The organism is Vibrio sp. 10N (genome assembly GCF_036245475.1).
Lineage (GTDB): Bacteria > Pseudomonadota > Gammaproteobacteria > Enterobacterales > Vibrionaceae > Vibrio.
The window spans coordinates 1,620,526-1,641,617 of record NZ_BTPM01000001.1; the positions used below are offsets into that span (position 1 = coordinate 1,620,526).

General features: G+C 46.0%; 23 protein-coding genes. 17 read left to right on the plus strand and 6 right to left on the minus strand.

Annotation, left to right across the window (positions count from 1 at the left end; translation table 11 throughout):
- Window positions 1-7 precede the first annotated feature (7 nt).
- Window positions 8-661 carry a thiopurine S-methyltransferase gene (locus AAA946_RS07540; protein ID WP_338164304.1) on the plus strand — a complete coding sequence of 218 codons (654 nt, stop codon included), beginning with the start codon at window positions 8-10 and terminating at the stop codon, window positions 659-661.
- 112 nt (window positions 662-773) lie between these two features.
- Here the strand turns inward: AAA946_RS07540 and ppsA are convergent, their stop codons facing one another.
- A complete protein-coding gene (gene ppsA, locus AAA946_RS07545; protein WP_338164305.1) occupies window positions 774-3,161 on the minus strand; it encodes a phosphoenolpyruvate synthase in 2,388 nt (795 codons plus the stop codon).
- Between the two features lie 154 nt (window positions 3,162-3,315).
- On the opposite strand from ppsA, the gene ppsR reads away from it, so the two are divergent.
- The gene (gene ppsR / locus AAA946_RS07550; RefSeq protein ID WP_338164306.1) at window positions 3,316-4,149 is read left to right on the plus strand and encodes a posphoenolpyruvate synthetase regulatory kinase/phosphorylase PpsR; all 834 of its coding nucleotides are present in this window, start codon (window positions 3,316-3,318) and stop codon (window positions 4,147-4,149) included.
- Between the two features lie 206 nt (window positions 4,150-4,355).
- Window positions 4,356-4,907, plus strand: coding sequence for a TPR domain-containing protein (locus AAA946_RS07555; protein WP_338164307.1), 552 nt, complete (start codon window positions 4,356-4,358; stop codon window positions 4,905-4,907).
- 68 nt (window positions 4,908-4,975) lie between these two features.
- On the opposite strand, the gene AAA946_RS07560 is transcribed toward AAA946_RS07555, so the two are convergent.
- Window positions 4,976-6,034, minus strand: coding sequence for a 3-oxoacyl-ACP synthase III family protein (locus AAA946_RS07560; protein WP_338164308.1), 1,059 nt, complete (start codon window positions 6,032-6,034; stop codon window positions 4,976-4,978).
- A 1-nt stretch (window position 6,035) separates the two neighbouring features.
- Window positions 6,036-6,716 carry a hypothetical protein gene (locus AAA946_RS07565; protein WP_338164309.1) on the minus strand — a complete coding sequence of 227 codons (681 nt, stop codon included), beginning with the start codon at window positions 6,714-6,716 and terminating at the stop codon, window positions 6,036-6,038.
- A gap of 184 nt (window positions 6,717-6,900) precedes the next feature.
- Between AAA946_RS07565 and AAA946_RS07570 the strand changes: the two genes are divergently transcribed.
- Complete coding sequence (locus tag AAA946_RS07570; protein WP_338164310.1) at window positions 6,901-7,674, plus strand: ferredoxin--NADP reductase; 774 nt, start codon at window positions 6,901-6,903, stop codon at window positions 7,672-7,674.
- Between the two features lie 4 nt (window positions 7,675-7,678).
- Here the strand turns inward: AAA946_RS07570 and AAA946_RS07575 are convergent, their stop codons facing one another.
- Together AAA946_RS07575 and nrfA are read right to left on the minus strand one after the other, a co-directional pair.
- Window positions 7,679-8,110, minus strand: coding sequence for a hypothetical protein (locus tag AAA946_RS07575; protein ID WP_338164311.1), 432 nt, complete (start codon window positions 8,108-8,110; stop codon window positions 7,679-7,681).
- Window positions 8,111-8,256: 146 nt separating this feature from the next.
- Window positions 8,257-9,672, minus strand: a complete 1,416-nt coding sequence (gene nrfA / locus AAA946_RS07580) for an ammonia-forming nitrite reductase cytochrome c552 subunit (RefSeq protein ID WP_445206065.1) — start codon at window positions 9,670-9,672, stop codon at window positions 8,257-8,259.
- Window positions 9,673-10,178: 506 nt separating this feature from the next.
- Between nrfA and nrfB the strand changes: the two genes are divergently transcribed.
- The 10 genes from nrfB to AAA946_RS07630 all read left to right on the plus strand — a co-directional run bounded on the left by nrfB (window position 10,179) and on the right by AAA946_RS07630 (window position 17,413).
- Window positions 10,179-10,772, plus strand: coding sequence for a cytochrome c nitrite reductase pentaheme subunit (gene nrfB, locus AAA946_RS07585; RefSeq protein ID WP_338164312.1), 594 nt, complete (start codon window positions 10,179-10,181; stop codon window positions 10,770-10,772).
- A 1-nt stretch (window position 10,773) separates the two neighbouring features.
- On the plus strand, window positions 10,774-11,460 hold the full coding sequence (nrfC, locus tag AAA946_RS07590; RefSeq protein WP_338164313.1) for a cytochrome c nitrite reductase Fe-S protein: 687 nt from the start codon (window positions 10,774-10,776) through the stop codon (window positions 11,458-11,460).
- 1 nt (window position 11,461) lies between these two features.
- Window positions 11,462-12,418 (plus strand): cytochrome c nitrite reductase subunit NrfD, encoded by a 957-nt coding sequence (gene nrfD / locus AAA946_RS07595; RefSeq protein WP_112461728.1) that lies wholly within the window; start codon window positions 11,462-11,464, stop codon window positions 12,416-12,418.
- Window positions 12,419-12,541: 123 nt separating this feature from the next.
- Window positions 12,542-14,509: a heme lyase CcmF/NrfE family subunit gene (locus AAA946_RS07600; protein WP_338164314.1), complete on the plus strand. Its 1,968-nt coding sequence runs from the start codon at window positions 12,542-12,544 to the stop codon at window positions 14,507-14,509.
- Window positions 14,502-14,930: a cytochrome c-type biogenesis protein gene (locus AAA946_RS07605; protein ID WP_445206066.1), complete on the plus strand. Its 429-nt coding sequence runs from the start codon at window positions 14,502-14,504 to the stop codon at window positions 14,928-14,930. The genes AAA946_RS07600 and AAA946_RS07605 overlap by 8 nt, the downstream gene beginning before the upstream one ends.
- An 87-nt stretch (window positions 14,931-15,017) precedes the next feature.
- On the plus strand, window positions 15,018-15,437 hold the full coding sequence (locus tag AAA946_RS07610; protein ID WP_338164315.1) for a GNAT family N-acetyltransferase: 420 nt from the start codon (window positions 15,018-15,020) through the stop codon (window positions 15,435-15,437).
- On the plus strand, window positions 15,430-15,924 hold the full coding sequence (locus AAA946_RS07615; protein WP_338164316.1) for a GNAT family N-acetyltransferase: 495 nt from the start codon (window positions 15,430-15,432) through the stop codon (window positions 15,922-15,924). The genes AAA946_RS07610 and AAA946_RS07615 overlap by 8 nt, the downstream gene beginning before the upstream one ends.
- A 1-nt stretch (window position 15,925) precedes the next feature.
- A complete protein-coding gene (locus tag AAA946_RS07620; protein ID WP_338164317.1) occupies window positions 15,926-16,393 on the plus strand; it encodes an ASCH domain-containing protein in 468 nt (155 codons plus the stop codon).
- Complete coding sequence (locus AAA946_RS07625) at window positions 16,394-16,909, plus strand: GNAT family N-acetyltransferase (protein ID WP_338164318.1); 516 nt, start codon at window positions 16,394-16,396, stop codon at window positions 16,907-16,909. It begins immediately after the preceding gene.
- An 18-nt stretch (window positions 16,910-16,927) separates the two neighbouring features.
- Window positions 16,928-17,413, plus strand: coding sequence for a GNAT family N-acetyltransferase (locus AAA946_RS07630; RefSeq protein WP_338164319.1), 486 nt, complete (start codon window positions 16,928-16,930; stop codon window positions 17,411-17,413).
- A gap of 25 nt (window positions 17,414-17,438) precedes the next feature.
- On the opposite strand, the gene AAA946_RS07635 is transcribed toward AAA946_RS07630, so the two are convergent.
- A complete protein-coding gene (locus AAA946_RS07635; RefSeq protein WP_338164320.1) occupies window positions 17,439-18,137 on the minus strand; it encodes a DUF1826 domain-containing protein in 699 nt (232 codons plus the stop codon).
- A gap of 245 nt (window positions 18,138-18,382) precedes the next feature.
- Here AAA946_RS07635 and AAA946_RS07640 point away from each other — a divergent pair, with 245 nt between their 5' ends.
- From AAA946_RS07640 to AAA946_RS07650, 3 genes are all read left to right on the plus strand, one after another.
- A complete protein-coding gene (locus tag AAA946_RS07640) occupies window positions 18,383-20,287 on the plus strand; it encodes an alpha/beta fold hydrolase (protein WP_338164321.1) in 1,905 nt (634 codons plus the stop codon).
- Window positions 20,288-20,367: 80 nt separating this feature from the next.
- Entirely contained in the window at window positions 20,368-20,670 is a 303-nt protein-coding gene (locus AAA946_RS07645) for an antibiotic biosynthesis monooxygenase family protein (RefSeq protein WP_338164322.1), read from the plus strand.
- 1 nt (window position 20,671) lies between these two features.
- On the plus strand, window positions 20,672-21,088 hold the full coding sequence (locus tag AAA946_RS07650) for a GNAT family N-acetyltransferase (protein ID WP_338165797.1): 417 nt from the start codon (window positions 20,672-20,674) through the stop codon (window positions 21,086-21,088).
- Window positions 21,089-21,092: the final 4 nt, after the last annotated feature.

Sequence of the window (21,092 nt, forward strand, 5' to 3'; positions counted from 1 at the left end):
ACGATAAATGAACGATTTTGAACTTTGGCACGACAAGTGGGCTGCAAACAAAATAGGTTTTCACTTGGAAGATGTGAATCCTTTGCTTATAAAATACTGGCAGCAATTGTCTCCTCAGCGTGACGAGAAGGTCTTTGTGCCTCTATGCGGCAAGTCAGAAGACTTGGTTTGGTTAGCGCAGCGTCATGATGACGTACAAGGCGTCGAGCTTAGTCAAATTGCCGTGCGTTCATTTTTCTCAGAGCACTTCTACACCCCGATGGTAACGCCTATCAATGGTCAGTTTGAGTTATATCAGTTTGATGAGCTAAACATTTATGTTGGTAACTATTTTACCGCGCCAATTCAGCCGGTAGAGCTGATTTACGATCGCGCGGCTATGATTGCCATGCCTGAAGAGGTGAGAGCGCTCTATGTTGACAAGCTAAAACAAACGCTGAAACCGGGCGGCCGCATTCTTCTCATCACACTGGACTACATTCAAAGCGAAATGACGGGGCCACCATACAGCGTTCCTAGCAATGAAGTGATGCAGCATTTTGGTGAGGAGTTTGATGTGACCCTTTTAGAGCGTGATGAAGCGGACAGTAATCATGGTCGTATTCAACAAGGCCTGACTCGCTTTGCAGAAGAAGTATGGCTTATCACCCATAAAGGCTGATCATTGTAGTTAGATGGTTCTCTGAACCGTAATCAATTCAATGGATACAAAAATGCCAGAGCGAGAGCTCTGGCATTTTCTTTATCACAGTTTGCGTGATGACATTCTGTGATTACTTAGCGACGTTACCAAGCTTCAGCCATGTATCGATAACCGTATCTGGGTTAAGTGATACAGAGCTAATACCTTGGTCCATTAGCCATTCTGCAAGATCATCGTGATCCGATGGACCTTGACCACAAATGCCAACGTATTTACCCGCTTTGGTCGCCGCGTCAATCGCCATCTTCAGCATTGCTTTCACCGCTGGGTTACGCTCATCGAACAGATGCGCCACGTCACCAGAATCACGGTCTAGACCGAGCGTTAGCTGAGTCATGTCGTTAGAACCGATTGAGAAGCCATCGAAGTACTTCAAGAACTCTTCTGCAAGAACCGCATTTGATGGTAGCTCACACATCATAATGACTTTCAGGCCTTGTTCGCCGCGACGCAGTTCGAACTTAGCAAGTAGGTCGATAACTTGAGCTGCCTCGCTTGGCGTACGAACGAATGGAATCATGATTTCAACGTTCTTCAAGCCCATTTCGTTACGAACACGCTTAATCGCTTGCGTTTCAAGTTCAAAACAGTCTTCAAACACCGGTGAGATGTAACGAGAAGCACCACGGAAACCAAGCATTGGATTTTCCTCGTGTGGTTCAAACTCTTTACCGCCCACAAGGTTGCTGTACTCGTTTGACTTAAAGTCCGACATACGAACAATCACACGCTTAGGCCAGAACGCTGCCGCGATGGTTGAAATGCCTTCAGTAAGCTTGCTCACATAGAAATCGATTGGATCTTTGTACCCGCGGATACGCTGCGTGATCTCTGCTTGCAGCTCTGGAGACTGCTGGTCAAAGTTCAGTAGCGCTTTCGGGTGAATGCCAATCATCTTGTTAATGATGAACTCAAGACGCGCAAGGCCTACACCTTCGTTAGGGATTTGAGCGAAGTCGAACGCACGGTCAGGGTTACCTACGTTCATCATCACTTTCGTTGGTAGCAGTGGCAGTTCATCGACAGCAGAGCGGCGGATCTCAAAGTCCAGCTCACCTTGATAAACATAGCCAGTTTCACCTTCAGAACACGACACAGTAACCACCGCACCATCTTCTAGACTATCTGTCGCATTACCACAGCCAACGATAGCTGGAATGCCCAGTTCACGAGCGATGATTGCTGCGTGACAAGTACGGCCGCCACGGTTAGTCACGATCGCCGCTGCTTTCTTCATCACTGGTTCCCAATCTGGGTCAGTCATATCAGTAACCAGCACGTCACCTTCTTGAACAAGTGACATTTGGTCTAGTGAATCTACAAGACGAACTTTACCAGTACCAATACGCTGGCCGATAGCACGGCCTTCAACCAGTACATCAGCCTTGTTATTAAGTTGGAAGCGCTCAATTACATTTTGTTCGCTTTGAGAGCACACGGTTTCAGGGCGAGCCTGAACGATGTATAGCTTGCCGTCGATGCCATCTTTTGCCCACTCAATGTCCATTGGACGTTGGTAGTGCTTTTCGATGATCATTGCTTGCTTAGCAAGCTCTTTGATTTCTTCGTCATTAAGAGAGAACTGGTTACGCTCTTCGTCAGACGTATCGATGATGTCTACCTGCTTACCAATTTCTTGGTTGTCAGAGTAAACCATCTTGATCTGTTTAGAGCCAAATGTCTTCTTAACGATCGGCGCTTGGCCTTGCTCTAATAGCGGCTTGTGAACGTAGAACTCGTCTGGGTTTACAGCACCTTGAACGACCATTTCACCTAGACCCCAAGCCGAAGTGATAAATACCACTTGGTCGAAGCCAGATTCAGTATCCAAAGTAAACATAACGCCAGAAGACGCTTTGTCTGAGCGAACCATGCGTTGGATACCCGCAGAAAGCGAGATACCACGGTGGTTAAACCCTTGGTGTACACGATAGGAAATCGCTCTGTCGTTAAACAGAGACGCATAGACATGCTTAGTTGCTTCAAGAACCGCATCAATACCTTTTACGTTCAAAAAGGTTTCTTGCTGGCCCGCAAATGAAGCGTCAGGAAGATCTTCAGCTGTCGCAGATGAGCGAACCGCCACAGACAACTCTTCGTTGCCTTCGATCAATTCCTTGTAGTTATCTCGGATATCCTGCTCTAGGTCAGCAGGGAAGGGGGCTTCTAATACCCATTGACGGATGGTCGCGCCTGTCTTACGCAGTGCGTCAACATCATCAACATCAAGTTCGTCTAATAGTCCGTGAATGCGCTCATCCAATCCTTCAAAGTCGAGGAATTGGTTGAAGGCATGGGATGTAGTCGCGAAGCCATTTGGCACTGAAACACCAGCGTTAGCAAGATTAGATACCATCTCACCAAGTGAAGCGTTCTTGCCGCCGACCTTATCGACATCATCCATTGACAGACCATTGAACCAAAGGGTGTTGTTTTGCATGTCTTTCTCCAGAAACATTGCAGCTGTAGGATATAGCAAACGTTTACGTATTCAGTGAAAAAATAATTAACTATTTTTACAAACTGTGGGGGAACGTGATTGAATGCTAGGGTTTGTTATCGATATTATGTAGAGCATCCTACTTAAATTAATTTGAAAAATTAAATAGAAAATGAAAATTTTAGGTCAAAGTCGTGACGTATTCTACGTTTCTGACGGTACAGCGATTACTTGTGAGACATTGGGGCACGTGGTGCTCGGTCAGTTTCCATTCAAAGCCAAAGAAAAAACTTTTCCCTTTGTTGAAAGCACTCATAAGCTTGATGAACTCATTAGGGAGATTAATCAATCCTATGAACGCAATGGGGTGAAACCACTGGTGTTTTTCTCCATAGTTGTGCCCGAAATTCGGGCAGGATTGCTGCAATCGGACGCGTTTTGTTACGATGTGTTAGAAAGTTTGGTGGCTCAGGTTAAAACAGATTTACAACTGGAACCTAAGCCTAAGCTGCAACGTTCACACAGTGTTGGTAAAGATTCTGCGAAGTATTTTGATCGCATCGCTGCCGTTGAATATACCCTTGCGCATGACGATGGCGTCTCGCTCAAAAACCTGGAACAAGCCGACCTGATTTTGCTGGGTGTGTCCCGCAGCGGTAAAACACCAACCAGCCTTTACCTCGCTATGCAGTTTGGTCTGCGAGTCGTGAATTATCCATTTATCGATGACGATATTAAACGCTTGCGTCTGATGCCTGAGTTTGAGATCCATCGTCATAAGCTGTTTGGTCTCACCATCGACCCTGAGCGCCTAACAGAGATTCGCGAAAACCGGTTAGCAGGGAGTGAATACGCCAGTACCGAACAATGCCTGCAGGAGTTGGCGAGTGTTGAAGCATTGTTTAGGCGTGAAGCGATCCCTTATATCAATACGACGTCACTGTCGGTGGAGGAGATCTCAACGAGGGTACTAGAGCGAGCTGGATTGAAGCGTCGAGTATTCTAAGAATAGAAGGCCCATTTCCAACCCCAAAAGTTACCGATGACAAGACTGCAAACAGCGCTCTGACTCACAGCGCTGTTTGACGCTAGCCGTTACAATAGTGATTAACCTCACTTGAAAAAGAATCCAGTCATACCATGTTGATTTTCGTGTTGCTAAGCTTCACTGTCGTATTTATTGTCGCTTATGCAAGTATGAACAAAGTATCCATGCTTAAAAAAAGAGCTGGGTATTCCGCTGCGTTGAGTGCCAGTATTGTCGGCGTTTCATTATTGCTCTGGAACCAGTTTCGTGCGCCGTTCCCAGATCCTGCCCCTCTTAGTAATGTTCAAGACCATCAAAGCATCATGCTTGATCTTCAAAACTCACTAGCCGAATCCCCAAACGATGCCGAGTCTTGGTTTAAGCTAGGTCAGCTGTATATGCAGAGTCTGGAGTTTGATTCCGCAGCAACGTGTTTCAATTACTCAATTCGTCTCTCTAGTATGCCGTATGCAGGACAGTACGCCGCCTTAGCGACAGCGCTTTACTATCAATCCTCACAAACAATTACACCAGATATTCAGCGTTACCTGGACAAAGCGCTCGAGCTCGACAGTGACAATGACACGGCATTGCAACTTATCGCTTCGGACTATTTCTTAAATGCAGAATATGATGAGGCGATTCGTGTTTGGACGCAGATATTGGATTCGAATCGAGTGGGTATAGATAGAGCGGCGCTTGTTGAAAAAATTAACCAAGCCAAAGGCATGCGATAGTTCATGGCTTAAAGCCTTTGAATCACTGCCGCTAAAAGCTTTAGCGGCAAATAAAGGTTGTTCCGTTTCTAGGCGTGCGTATACACAAACCCACCGTACATATACTTGGTGGCTTCGGCGCCGAGAATCACCACCTTGCTTCCTTTTGATAGTGTTCCGCTATTAACGAGTTTAGAGAAGCTGCACCAAATAGCAGCAGAACCTAGGTTACCCCAGTGTTTGGCGTCGTTGATGATCTTGACTGGGTCAATGTCTAGTGCTTCTGCCAGCATAGTGTCGATGTGACCACTTGCTTGATGGGGGATGATGTAATCAAAGTCGTTGAGCTCATAGCCACGGCCTCTCAAAGCTAAAATACTGGCTTGAAATAATGCTTCGCCGCTTTTTCTTACATTGCTGGCATTATGATGAAAGCGGGCTTTACCATTTTGGGTATATACCGACATCGAGCCGCCATCTAGCGATAACCCCGGTGATTGTTCAACGCCAATTTGACCTGTAAAACAGTCTGAAATTTTACCTAATCCCGGTACGTCTTCTGGAGCGATAAGGACCCCGCCGGCACCGTCACCCATTTGCATGTAATTGACCAGTTGTGATTGGTCGAGAAAATCTGGGTGATAATCAAAGTACACAGACCCCGTTTCACTGCCGACAATCATGACAGGTTTGTTTAGCATGGCCATTCTTGGGATAGCGATTTGCAAGCCGCTTGAAAACCCAGTACAGGCTTGTCTTAACTCCATGAAAGGGCCGTGATAGCGAAGTTTCTCTGCTACCCACGCAATACTAGGGGGGAGCTGAGTATCAGGTGTCGTGGTGTGGCCGATCAGGTAATCGATGGAGCCTAAATTCGTGTTCGATTTTTCAAGCAGTTGTGTCACCACGCTCGCTACAAGCTCAGAATTACTTGGCGTTGGCACGCTAGTGTGAGAGTAGATGCTGCGCGAGAAATGGCGTCCCTCAATACCAAGAAACGGCGCGATTCGAGACGCGATTTTGGCGTAGCGTTTTCCTGCTAATCGCTCCAATGCATCTAACAGTTGTGCGTTATCTAGATGTTGTTCTGGGAATAAATGGTGTGCGGCGAGAAGTGATACGCTACCGGGCAGAAACGTTGCACTCATATTAGCTCTCCCTAGCTTCAAAGATGTGCTCAAGCGTAATACCAAGCGTTTCAAATGCTTCTCGCTCGGTATTGAGTAGTTTAAACAGCTTTTCCGAGGTCAGTGTGTTGAGTGCTCGCCATTTTGTACGGTCGTATCCTAGAGCGAGAGCATGCTTTTTCGCGGCGGTCACATGACGTGCTTCGTCTTGTTTGATGGAACGGCATAGCAGAACAAACGGATGGTGCGGGTCAAGTCGGCCTTTTTCTAGGCTCAACATGATTTTACAAACCAATGCGTCAAGGCTCGCGATTTGAGCAAAATGCTCTTCGAAAGTGTTTTTTGAACCCAGTGAGGCAAAGAAGCGCTGACTGCGGCGCTTTATTGCTGTGACATCAGAAGGTTGCGCTAACTGAGATTGTACAAACTCAAGTGCGTCTTCATGATATTGCTCATCTGCCACAATGCGTTCAAAGTCGCTTTGAGCTGAGGCGAGTGGCTCTGGAAGCTCACGTTGTGACTCGTTGTAGAAAACCCACTGCGAGCTTTGCTCTCCACACACGAGTAAAGGGAGCAGTCTAGACAGAGCACTTTGCTGCGCCTGCGTAAATTCGAATGTCGTATTGCGATACTCGTGAAGCCAGTATTTAACCGGACTTTCACTAATACCTTCAAAGGGAACTGCTGGAAAACATGGTTTCATGGGCACTCTTAAAATCCTTTTACAACACACACTATACCAAGACCGAGGTAGAACAGATTTCCTTTCTCGAACGTTAAGTTTTTTATTTAATTCATGTTTGGTTTATCTAATTCTTAGTTTATATCCTGTTGAATTTACTTCTATGCTGAAAGTGTCAAATTGCATTACTTATCGGAGATGAGACATGACAGACATTCCAAATGGATTAGTAGAAGGCCGAGTTTTGGCAAAGAAACAGTGGACCCACAACTTGTTCAGCCTTGAAGTCGCCGCTCCCATTGAAGAGTACGTAGCAGGGCAGTTTACTAAACTCGGTTTGCTCAATGGTGAGGGAGAGTGGGTGCGCCGAGCCTATTCTATGGTCAACCATCCCAATCATGATTATGGGCATCAACATTTGGAGTTTTTGATCATTGCCGATAGTGACGGTCAGTTATCCCCAAGGCTTAATCAGCTTGTCTCTGGAGACCCTATTTATGTAGGTAAACAACCTTCGGGTTTTATGACACTTGAAGAGATTCCGGAACACGCGCGTGATTTGTGGATGTTGTCTACGGGCACCGCCATTGGCCCATTTCTATCGATGTTAGATGATCACAGTGTGCTAGATAGGTTCGATAAGGTTGTTTTGGTTCATGCAGTGAGACGCGCAGAAGAGCTTGTTTACACGCAGACTATTAAAGAGGCCCAAGCGCGATTAGGAATGCAATTTGAATTTGTCTCCGTGGTGTCCAGAGAAGATCATGAGACGAGTTTGTCAGGGCGAATACCTCAGTTGTTGTTGGAGAGGAGGTTACAAAAGCACGTGGAGGTTGAGCTCAATGCTCCCAATAGTTTTGTGTTCATGTGTGGCAACCCTGGCATGGTCAAAGACACTAGTTCTGCGCTAACAGAGCTTGGTTTAACAAAACATTTGCGAAGAAAACCAGGGCATTTTGCGAGTGAAAACTACTGGTGAGAGACTAGTAGGTATAACCAAGGCCAAAGTAGGCGGCTTCCAGTCCGGTATTGTAACCAACATCAGCCGTAAAGCCCGTGACACCGGTTTTTATCAATAAGCCCAAGTTTCCGTTGAAGCTAAGATTGGATTCATAAGTGGTTATCGGCAAGTCTGAGATTTTCTCTTCACTTCGGTTCGCTACCCCGATGCCAGCATAACCGACTAAATGATCACTTAACGATTTAACGAGACCGACGTTAAGACCAAAATCATCGTTGTTTGGGCCTGTTCCGCCTGCTAAGTTCGCATAGAAGCCATAGCTGAGGTTCCTATCGTAATAGAGACCAACACCAAATCCTCCTTCGCTGGTGGTACCGACTGAAACACTATTGTAGGTGCCGGCAAATGAAAAAGTCGAGGTTAAACATAGACCAAGCAGAAGACGTTTATTCATGAGATCCCTTTTGTGTATGTGTGCCGATCATGTTTTTGGAAACATAATTTGGTTTCAGATAGTTACGATTCTAGCAAAAAGCCCCAACCAATGGGTTGGGGCTTACGTTAATCTCGAATGGATCACACATTCAATAGTGAGAAAACCTAGTAGTTAGCCTCACGCTCAGCAGCTTCTTTATCCCACTTCGGTACTACGGTTTCTAAGAAGTGTTTTTTCTCTGCGTTCATCTTATCCATATCCATACCTAAAGCCGCTTGCGCTTTCTCTTTGGTAGAGATATCCGGAATTTCAACAGGGTCGGTGATGCCTTTCTTCGCAAGCAAACGGATCAGTTTTGCACGGGCGTCAGCAGCTTTGTCGACTGAGGTACCTAGAATTTCTAGTGCCATTTCCGGTGCATGCATGTGAACGCCGTGAGAAGCGATTGCGTAATCCCAGCGCCACTGCGCATGGCGAATATCGGTTAGGATTGGCTTCATTTCTTCCTCGGTAGCACCTGCATCCCAAGCGGCTCCAGCTTCAAAGTGCGCGGCTACGATTTGCTTCTCAGCGGTGAGCTTCATGTTCAGTACTTGTGCCTTGCGAGTCGATACGATGCCTTGCAGCTGATCTTTGCTCTGAGTATGGCAGTTTGCACAGGTGTCTTCAAAGCGGTCAAATGGGTTACCGACTTTATGATCTGTGTAAACCGTACCATCTTCTTTGGTCACTTTCGGCATATGACAGTCGACACAAACTACGCCGTTTTTGCCATGGATGCCGTCGCGCCATGTTTCATAGCCTGGGTGCTGAGCTTTGAGCATTGGGGCTTTAGACACGGCATGCTGCCAGTCTTTAAAGTTGAGCGCATCATAGTACTGCTCCATTTCACCAACGGTGGTGCCCATATCCCAAGGGAACTTCACGGCTTTCGTTGGGCCTGTGAAATAGTATTCAACGTGGCATTGAGCACAAACCGAAGCCTGTTTATCCAAACGCGATTGCTCATCAAACTTTTTACCGATCGCTTCAAAGGCGCGTTCAACGTAAGGGCGGGTTAGCGCGAGTTCAGGCTCGCCGTTTTTGAATTTTTCACTGCGCGTGTCGTGGCAATCTGCACAGCCGATAGGGTTTGAAATTTCAGCGCCTAAACGTGCCCACTTACCTTCAAAGTAGCCATCTTCGCCGCGTTCGTCGATAACACGGGCAACATCTGGGCTTTTACAGCTCCAACAGGCCATAGGCATCGGGCCGGATTTAGGATCGGTCGGGCCGCCAGTTCTAAGGGTTTGGCGTACATCATCGAGTGCGTAGAAGTGTCCACGAGCTTTGTTGTAGTCTTTGGCAAAGCCGTAGCCTGCCCATAAGATGACCATGTTCGGATCATGGGCAAGGGCATCATCAATCTCTTCGCTCTCACTCGTTTGTTTCCATGAATGGTATTGGTCTGGGTGGTCTTGTTCGTAGGCCTGATTTCTCGGGTCCATTAACTCTTTTTCAGAGGCAGCAAAAGCGGGCACACTTGCGGCGCCTAATATAGCTAATGCAGCAACGGAACTAATAATCCAGTGCTTGTTCACGATGGTATCTCCATATTCTAATTTTTGAAATGCGTTGTGGGGCAAATTTCCTAAACAAGATTTGGAGATGTCTAAATTGATAGACGTGTTCATATTAACTCATGGTTAGTAATATTTAATTACAACTCGGCGTGTTTACTGTTTTAGATCAATTTTGCTAGGTGATGGAGCTCACATCTATTTCTAACTAACCCTAAAGGGGTAGTGGTTACCACTGTGGTTGTAAATTCATTCATTATAAAAACAATAGCTTATGTGAAAATTCACACACATTTATTAGTGATATTGCTCACTAATTAAACGTCGTATACTAGTGGATTACAGAGGGGCATACTATTATTAAACCGTGAAGCGTTGTGGCTCATCCTAAATAAGAATTGATTTCATTTCTGTGTGATTTTCGAACTTGTTTTTAATAGTTCGTATATAGAGCAGAAAAGTCATTGGTTATTAATCCGATAAGTGAATGTATAGGTTCGCAATATTGGGTTTAAGGAAAGGATACAATGGGCAATGTTAAATTGACCATGGTGATGATGCTTCAGGCCCTCCTAGCATTTACTCTCTGTGGTTATTCACTCAATGCCTTTGCCGACGATGCAGCCCTCGTACAAGAAGGGGACTCTACACGGCATAAGGTGGAGTTGATACGTGATAAAGATTACAAGTGTATTCAATGTCACAAAGACTCAAAACAAACTCTGGCAGGCTCTCATGGAGAGAATGTTGTCGAGATAAGAGGTGCGGCGCCAAGCTGTACCGACTGTCACAGTAATATCGGTCCAGACCATCGTGATGGCGCCTCGACGGTGATTACATATCATGCTGCACAGTCTCAACCTGGCACAGATAAAACTTGGTTAGATCCAGAAGCCATTCTCAAAGCTAACAGTCGCTGTACAGATTGTCATCAACCCAAATATCTGCAAAAAGATAGCTGGACCCATGATGTTCACGCTAAAAATCTAACTTGTACCAATTGTCATTCGGTTCATGCCGAAAAAGCAAAAGTGCTGTCTTACGACCACAAAGCAAAAATAAAGATGTGTGTCGATTGCCACAAAGACTTCAATGAAAAACGTGAAGAGGAGGGCAAGTGATATGAGTTGTTCTAGACGAAACTTCCTTGCCGGCACTGGCGCGGTCATTTTTACTACCGGTGTGGCGACAACCTCTGTGCTTTCGGCGCGACAGTCGGTGGCGAGTGATGACACCGAAAAACCGGTGCGCTATGGCATGCTTCACGATGAGAATGCTTGCATTGGCTGTACCGCTTGTACCGATGCATGCCGTGAGGTAAACAACGTACCTGAAGGTGTGTCCAGACTGGAAATCCACCGCTCAGAACCTATCGGCGAGTACCCAGATGTTGAGTATCGATTCACTCGTGAGTCATGTCAGCATTGTGAGAACCCACCTTGTGTCTATGTGTGCCCAACAGGCGCTGCTTACAAAGATGAAAAAACCGGCATCATCGATGTACATAAGGAAAAATGTGTGGGCTGCGGTTACTGTTTAGCCGCTTGTCCTTATCAAGTGCGCTTTTTCCACCCTGAGAATCACTCTGCAGACAAATGTAATTTCTGCCGCGATACCAACTTGGCGCAAGGAAAACTGCCAGCATGTGTGGAGAGTTGCCCAACCAAGGCACTCGTGTTTGGTGATTTGAATGATCCTAATAGTGACATCAACAAAAAGCTGAGCATTAAAGTGATTTATCGCGATAAGGAGCATCTAGGCACGAAACCTAAGCTGTTCAAAGCCGCATTCCACAAGGGGGAGGTGTAGTATGAGTACGTGGGAAACAGCCTTTCATTTCGACTCCCTAGTTTGGGATTGGATCATCGCGATCTACCTGTTCTTGGCAGGGATGTCTGCAGGCTCTGCACTGATTGCCATTTACCTCAAGCGTAAGGTTATCGAAGGCGACCCAGCGCAAAATGGCATTATGAAGGCGATGGCTTGGCTAGCGCCATTTGGCATCATTGTTGGCTTGCTTATCTTAGTATTCCACCTGACCAAACCATTAGAATTCTGGAAAATCATGATTTACTACAATCCATCCTCGGTCATGTCGATGGGTGTCATCTTATTCCAAGTTTATATGGCGGTGTTGTTTGTCTGGATTGGTATGATTTTCAGAAAGCCAATCATGGATGTGCTAGGAAGCAAATTTGATTTTGTTGAAACCATTTTGCTCAAGCTGGAGAAAATTGAAAACGGACTAGAACTTTTTTTAGGGTTTCTGGCTATCGTATTGGCCGCGTATACGGGCTTCCTACTGTCCGCACTTAAAACGTACCCAATGCTAAATAACCCAGTTCTGCCGATTTTGTTCTTGTTCTCGAGCTTGTCCTCGGGCGCAGCTGCGAGTTTGCTGTTCGGCATTCTTGTGTTTAAAGAAGATTCACATAGTCCTAGCGTGAAGTGGGTACACAGCTTTGAGCGCCCAGTGGTGTTGTTTGAGCTGTTTGTGATTGTGACTTTCTTTACCGGCCTTATCTTCAGCGGTGGTCAAAACGAAGTGGCAGCATGGAATGCTATCGGCGGTGGTTTTTGGTCTAGCTGGTTCTGGTATGGTGTGATCGGTATCGGGATGCTGTTGCCATTGGCGCTAAACTACTTTAGCCCAGGTGAGGTGAAGTTGAATCACGGCTTCATCCTTGTGGTGACTACTTTGAGTTTGATTGGGGTGCTGATGCTGCGTACGTTTGTGTTGTATGCAGGACAGATGACCGTAGTTTAGAACGTTTTTCAGTCTAGTTCCCCCGTGTTTTGCGGGGGATCTTTGAAAGCATGTTGGGTTAATGAAAGCGTGTTTTCAAAGGTTTGATTTATTGGGATGGAAAGCCGTCTCGTATGAGGTGTTATGCTCGGGTACATAGGGTTATTCACATTAATTGCAGTGGCAGTGACGAGTACGGTTGCTGTTTTGCATGGAGTCTTTCTCGTGAGCAAAGGCCAGCAAAACGATGCCAGTGCGAATAATCTAAACCGATTTTTCAGCGCGATATCTTTTTTGTTCGCAATCAGCGCCATCGCTGTGTTGGCTTATGCGTTTGCCGTTGACGACTTCTCTATTCGTTATGTTTCCGACAATTCCAATCACCAACTCCATCTAGGCTACAAACTCGCGGCCACATGGGGCGGGCACCAAGGTTCGATGCTATTTTGGGTGGTGACATTGTCACTTTGGGGCGTGATTATTGCTTGGTCAAAGCAGCGAACTCATTCACTGAACCATGCAAGCTGGATCATGCAGTCTATAGTCGCTATCTTCGCCTGGTTTACACTGCTCGCATCAAACCCATTCGAGTTAAACACAGTCATGCCGCTTCAAGGTCGTGACTTAAACCCAATGTTGCAAGATATTGGACTTATTATACATCCGCCTTTGCTTTACATCGGTTATGTGGGCTTTGCATCGGTGCTGGCGATGGCGCTGGGTGCGCTACTCACAAAACACGTCGACCGTGATTGGATTCCAAAAGCACGACTCTACACTTTAGTCGCATGGCTGTTTTTGACAGCTGGTATCGCTGTAGGCTCTTGGTGGGCATACTACGAATTAGGGTGGGGAGGCTGGTGGTTTTGGGACCCAGTTGAAAATGCTTCGCTGCTTCCATGGCTCACGTCGACTGCACTGCTGCATACCATGATAGTTGCTCGCAGCAAGCAGCTTGTCTTTTGGACCTACTCTCTCGCATTTGTCACTTTCTGTTTGAGTATTCTTGGCACCTTCATTGTACGCTCTGGGGTGCTGACATCGGTGCATGCTTTTGCTGTAGACCCTACCAAAGGCTTTAGTCTGCTGGCGATTCTAACCTTAGTGTTTGTTTTCGCGTTTGTCGCTTTAATTGCTAGGGCCGACTCTATCAAATCGCTCAATATTACAAGCGTGGTGACTAAGCCATTTCTAGTACTGATTTCAGCCAATTTGTTTGTATTGGCTACCGCCGTCGTTGTATTTGGTACCTTCTATCCAATGGTTTACGAACTTGCTGGACTTGGGAATATCTCCGTTGGCGCTCCGTACTTTAACTTGCTGTTTGGGCCTATCGTGATAGTGAGCTTATTTATGATGGGCGCCGTGCCGTTTCTTCGCTGGTCGAGTAACAGCCAGAAGCAGAGTATTAGACAGCCCGCTATTTTACTGGTTGTTTCTCTGATATTGGCTTTTGCTATCGTGAGCTATTGCACCATGCACTATGAGCCAGTCGGCGCGCAGTGGTCGAACTGGGCGCTCTTTACGGTTTGGGCAAGCCTTTGGGTGCTAATGTCACATATTGCTGCAGTTTTCGCCAAGACTAAGCAGACATCGCTCTCTGCATGTATTGCGCACATTGGTATTGCTATCGCGGCGTTTGGCTGTGTGATGAATGCTGAATATTCTTACGAAATCACCAAGAGACTTGGTCCTGGCAGCCAAGTTGATTTTGGTGATTACCAAGTTACCTACGCTGATACCCATTTATACGTAGGTCGAAACTTTACCGCTGAGCAAGCCATTATTGAGATCACTGATAAAGACAACGACCAACCTATTAGGATCGCCACGCCCGAAAAACGTCACTATTCGGTGCGAGTGATGACCATGACTGAGCCTTCAATGACTCCGCTTTGGCATGGTGATATTTATATCTCTTTGGGTGATAAAGTCGATACAACGGATTATGCAGTCCGTATTCAATTCAAAGCGTTTGTGCGTTGGATTTGGTTCGGTGCACTATTGGTATGCATATCGGCATGCATCGCACTGGTAAGGTCGTTTAAGAATAGGGCAGCCTTAAAAATTTCGTCTCGAATTGCGGCACAAAAGGAGGCTGAAAGTGTTTGATAGATTGCGTTTGGTTATCTCTGCTATCACTCTGGTTGTGGCCGTCTTGCTAAGCGCAAGCCATGCGTTAGCGACACAAGCGCACTCTGTTGACTTGTTTGAGTTCGACACTCCCAAACAGCAAAAGCAAGCGATTGAACTCGCCAAAACGCTTCGATGTCCGATGTGCCAAAATCAAAACCTGATCGAGTCTAATTCCCCTGTGGCAAAAGACATTCGATTACGAGTCTTTGAGCTGGTTAAATCAGGAAAAACCAATCAACAAGTGAAAGACTACATGGTTGACCGTTATGGTGAGCATGTACTTTATCAACCCGCATTGTCAGGTAAAAACACGCTCCTATGGGGAATGCCTGTCGTCTTCGCTATAGCACTTGGCGGGTTGTTGATTGTGACTATCCGTCGAAACTCCCGCAATTAGCCGGTTGGCATTCAAATAGACTGTTGATATTAAAGCTAAAATTGTTTATCTCTATAACAAGTTCAAGGATGAAGGAGATAAACCGCTATGCCGTACTCGGTATCTACTGATAAAAAACACCTCGATATCATACTCATACACCGCTATCTCTCAAACAGCTATTGGGCGAAAGGCGTTCCTTTGTCTGTAGTTGAAAAATCGATTGAACACTCTTTGTGTTTTGGCGCCTATGACAGTGACGGTAACCAAGTCGGTTTCGCACGCATTATTACTGACCGTGCGACGTTTGCCTATCTGAGTGATGTCTTTGTTGTCGATGACAAGCAAGGGCAAGGTATTGCCAAACTCATATTAAGCACCATTGAACAGCACCCTGACTTACAAGGCTTGAGACGTACCATGCTTGGCACTGTCGACGCGCATTCTCTCTACCAAAAGTTTGGGTTTAAATCGATTCAACAGCCGGAGTTCTTAATGCAAAAAAAGGGAATTGAAGCTTATGTCTAATGGTCATGTTGCAAACAAGAATGATTGGTGTATTTCGCTATTAATGGATGTGCCTCAGCACAAGTCGACAGTGATCAATTGGTATTTTGATGCCTGGGGCAAGCGAGATCCTAGCAACACTCTTGAAAGCTATACCCAGAAGCTGGAGACGTTTTTGCAAGATGGCTCTATTCCTGCGCATCTAGTTATTTGCGATGGTGAGCGGCCAATTGCCACGGCACATATTCGAAAACATGAAATCCCTAGCTATGTTGATTATGAGATGTGGCTTGGTGGTGTCTATGTTGACTCCGACTATCGAGGGCAAGGGGTTGCGAAAAAAGTGGTCAACGGTGTGATTAAAGAAGCTAAAGCTCGTGGTATTGGGTCGCTTTATCTACAAACAGAAGATCTATCCGGTGGGTTGTACGCAGAGCTTGGATGGAAAAAACTGCATCAAATTAACAACAAAGGCAGTGAAGTGATTGTCATGGTCAAGGAGCTATAACATGACGCCGATTCAACGAGAGTTTTTCCAACAGTTTCTCGATACTCTACCGAATCCTGAAAGCATTGATATCGACAGCGTCATTGCTGAGCATTACTGCGCTGATGAATACAACGCGAACGAGTGCGCAATACTGATTAACGAAGGGATAAAGACCGCGTCATGTGGATTAAAAGCGGGCTGGGATGTCGAAGGAGAGCCGTTACCACAAGTTGGCAGCTATTCGCTCGTCTTAGATTGGCAGCAGAATCCGATATGCGTGATTCAATTAACATCCGTCGAAGTGTGCCCGTTTAATCAAGTGAGTGAAGAATTCGCTTATGCAGAGGGCGAGGGCGATCGGACTTACGCTTGGTGGAAACAGGCGCATATCAAGTTTTTCGAATGGTATGCTAACGAAATCGGTGTGGTATTTTCACCCGACAGCGATTTAGTACTAGAGCGTTTTAAAAAGGTGTATCCAAGCTAAATGAAAAGTATCACTGTTGAAACCGATCGCCTCTCAATGGCGCAGATCACCCAAGCCGATTTTGATTTGTTTAAGCGCTTACAGACCGAGTCCCAGGTTATTGAGCTTTGTTTCGATAAACCTAGCGATGAAGAAATTCACGCGCGATTTGATGAACGCCTACCCACATGGAGTAAAGGTTCAGAAGAGTGGCTCTGTTTGGTTATCTCACTAAAGCAGTCTGGTGAGGCTGTTGGAGTAACCGGCTTTAAAGTCTCAGATGGGTGTGCTGAAGTTGGCTACTTACTGCTTCCAGAGTTTCATGGCCGTGGGATTGGCACGGAGTCGCTAAAAGGTTTAATCAAATGGGCGGAGCTCGATCTTGATCTCAACAAGTTTTCCGCGATTGTGACAAAAGGAAACAGAGGCTCAGAACGTGTGTTAGAGAAATGCGGCTTTGTGCTGACCAAGGTTGATAAAGACGCCTATCAAATAGGTAGTCAAACATTTGATGATCACATCTTTAATCGAGGCTAATTTTATAAGGAGTGCCTTTTGATTCGTAATGCCACCGCAGCAGATGCAGACGCTATTGCAAAGATTTACAACTACTACGTTATCCATTCAACCTGCACGTTTGAAGAAGAACCAGTGGCTGCACAGCAAATGGCGGAACGTATCGACACGCTGATTGACTCAGAAATGCCTTGGCTTGTATATGAGCACCAAGGACAAGTGATTGGCTATTGCTATGCCAAACAATGGAACGCGAGAAGTGCCTATCGGTTTACGGCGGAGTCCTCTGTTTATCTCTCACCTGAATGCCCGATAAAAGGGGTGGGTAGCATGCTCTATGAGCAGCTATTCAATCAGTTACGTGACCGCCGTATTCAGAACGTCATGAGTGTCATCACGCTGCCTAACGAACAAAGCACTAAGTTCCACCATAAAATGGGCATGGAGAAAGTAGGGCATTTTAAGCAAATCGGCTTTAAGTTTGATCGCTGGCTAGATGTTGGATATTGGCAGAAAACACTCTAAGCCAGAGAAGTATTTGTGGTTACTGCTAACCAAAATCCAAGGTCAGTAATAGCCTGTTTTCCCCAGAAGCAACGGCGGGCGAGCGATGAACCAGACCGCCACCTTCGTTGCCGATCCATTTTTCTCCTTTGAGCAATGCGACATCTCCACAGGTCAGACGTTGAACATCCGTTTCACTTTGATACAGCCCAGACTCTGAATCTGGAAGATCATTGCTGCCATGCCCGAGTTTAGAGCGATCCACGACCTCGTGCTCTAACCAGTCAGTGGCGACACCACTGTAGGTTGTCACTAAGCGACAAGGCACTTTGTCAGTATGGAAGCGCGGGCACATGGCGCTTTCTAGTGTGGCGAGCCGAAGACCTGCGTAATCAAGCTCAAATAGACAGCAAAACATATCGACCAGTTCAGCGATGTTTTGGAGTAGCGCTTTTGGGGCTAAGCCATCGGTGGCGTATTCCAATGCTGCAAACGCGTCACTTGGTGATACCGATAGCGATTTTTGAAATTTGTGGTTATTAGCAAGAAACTCATTGGTTGAACGTTGTAAATCGGCGTCGAGTTCTCGTCTCCAAATAGCGATATTCACGGATTCTTTATAGATATCGGTTAACACGGTTGGGTGGTCGCCAGACGCACTTAATCGCTCTGTAGTTTGTTGGATAGTGGGAGTTTGTATACTGCCTGTCGGCGAAGTGAGTGGGGCAATTGAGTCGCGTAACATGAAATTTCGCTCCTGGACTTCTTAAGTGATTGTTATGTTATAACATAATATCTCAGTTATTTAAAACTGCCGATCCTTCTCTACCTACTGAGTGCTAGTCAGCTATGACAGCGAACGATTCATTGTTTCGAGTTCATTAACACGCCTTAAATTTTCTTGAATTTATTTCCGAGTCACCCCCATATTATTCTTAGAGTTATGGGTAGTTCGGGTACGCTCGATAGAATCAAGAAAGTGGAAACCAAATGGGTAAGCGATACGTTATAAGCAATAAACATCATGACAACTTCATGCTAGAACAGCGTCACGTTGAAAAGATTGCTTTGGTGACAGAAGGGGGTGGACAGCGCGGCATATTTACCGCGGGCGTACTCGATGCTTTCTTGCGAGCGGAGTTTAATCCGTTCGATCTACTTATTGGTACGTCGGCGGGTTCACTCAACCTTGCTTCTTACATCTGCGGTCACCAAGGGCATTCTTACAAGGTGATCGCAGAGGCGACTCGCCATCCAGAGTTCTTCAATTTGGCGAAGTATCTACTGAGCGGTGAAGGGCTGGATCTGGACTTTCTTGTTGACAGTGCGGAGTCGAGAATTCCTCTTAACTGGGATAAAGGTTCGGATTTTCTTAAGACAAAACAAGTCGTTGCTGTCGCGACACATGGAACCGAGCTCACCAGCGCTTGTTTTGATGTCACACGGGAAAATTGGAAGCATGTGTTAAGTGCTTCTTGCGCGATCCCAGCGCTTCACAAACGCCCCGTTGTCTTTGATGATACGCGTTGGTTTGATGGCGGTATTGCTGCGCCCATTCCAGTGGAAGAAGCTTACCGAAGAGGCTACAAGCATATTGTCGTGGTCAGAACCATGCCTATAGACTTTGAAGATCACCACCCTATGCTCGAAGCGTTTTTGAAACGTGCGCCATCGAAAACACTGACTGAGTTGTCGGCAATGCTAATTAAGCATGAAGAGAGCTATCGCCAGACTCAGCGTTTTCTCGCCTCACCACCAGACGATGTAGAGATCTATGAAATCTCGCCCGACAGAGCTTTGCTGTCGTCTGTGATAGGCAGTACCAAAAAGCAATTGGATTCTGACTATATGCATGGCGTGCGCCTTGGCCGACTCTTTGTAGAGAGTGTGGGCAGAAAGCTCGACATTCCATACAAACCTTATAAACGTTATAAAATACAAACCTCTGAGTTTGCACCCAAGGCACACCTTGACCAACAGATTGAGGCGACGTGGGCGTCCCCCACGACTGGACAGTTTAAAGGTGAAGCTGGTGTAAACATTGAGTGGATCAACCTCAACCCCAACTTCCATCAAAGAGCCATAGTGTTGGTACAAGGGCGAAATGAAACGTTCTGGAAATATCAAGAGTTGATCCACGAGCTTAGTCAGCACTTTAGTGTGTACACATACGACCATCGTGGTCAGGGAGAGTCTGAACGCTTGGTTGAGGAGTCAGAGCTTGGTCATATCGATGATTTTGGCCGTTACGTAGAAGACTTAGCGACCTTCGTTGACACTGTTGTTCATGAACTAGGTGGTTATGATGACATTGAGATGTTGGCTCATTCGATGGGCGGTGCTGTCGCGACTCAATACTTAGCCACAAAACCAAACAAGGTAAAGTCATGCGTGCTTACCAGTCCCATGTTTGGTTTAAAGTTACCCAAAGTTGTCGGTGGACTTCATTCTGCAACCATTAAAGTCATCAGTCAGCTACAAAAAACGCCTCATTACGCACCCACGCAAACCGCATTTGTGGCTAAGTCATTTGAAAATAATGACCATACGACTAGCAAAGTGCGTTTTCAGGCGTACAGTGATCTGTTAATCAGCAATCCACGCTTGCGGCTAGGCGGCGTGAGCCCAAAATGGATCACTGAAGCGATGGCGGCAGGAAAACAATGTTTACGCTATGCCAAGTCTATCTCTACCCCGATACTCATCATCCAACCAGAAGCGGACAATGTTGTATCTAATGCAGCTCAAGATCTGTTTAACGAGCGATGCCTGACTTCACGAATGTTAAGTGTCCCTCATGCACGGCATGACATTTTGATAGAGGCTGATCGATATCGAGATTGGACTCTTAAACATATCTTTAATTTCTATGACCACAGATACAAAAACGTTTAAACTTTGAGGAGTTAGGTTAGTTTCGGGCTATCATGCACAATTCAACATCCTATCACGACAAATAGAGCAGGGAGCCAGGTTTGTTTGCCGTCATCTTTAAAGCTACTATTCGAACTCTTGATAAAGAGTATTCTCTTTATGCCAATCAGCTACGTGAACTTGCCATGTCAAAATACGGTTGTACTGACTTTGTCAGTAGCTGCGAAGGTAATCAAGAAATAGCCATTTCTTACTGGTCGTGTGAGCAAGACATTGCACGATGGCATAATGATCCTCGACATAAACGAGCTCAGCAGCTTGGCAAAGACAAATGGTATTTGGACTACAGCGTTGAAGTCGTTGAGGTAAAAAGGAGTTACTCAGGTGAACGTGTCGTATCGTGAAATGCAAGTCGCAGACTATGATGCTGTTATGGCATTGTGGAATGAAACAGAACATATGCTAATCCGTGAAGCGGATAGCCGAGAAAATGTGATCGCGTATCTCGACAAAAACCCAAATATGAGTTTTGTTGCGACGGTTCATGGCAAGGTCGTTGGGGCAGTACTCGCAGGTACCGATGGTCGTCGGGGCTATCTTCAGCATCTCGCGGTTGATGAAGGATTCCGAGGTCAACGGATCGGCAAAACATTGGTTGAGAAAGTGACCGCTGCGTTTGCACACATTGGGATCAGCAAAACCCACTTATTTGTGAATGCTGAGAACGAGCAAGCGCAGAGGTTCTATCAATCGATGGGATGGGAAGTGCGTCAAGAAGTCAAAATGTACTCTTTTAACTCATCGGCTAATCTAGATATCTAACGAG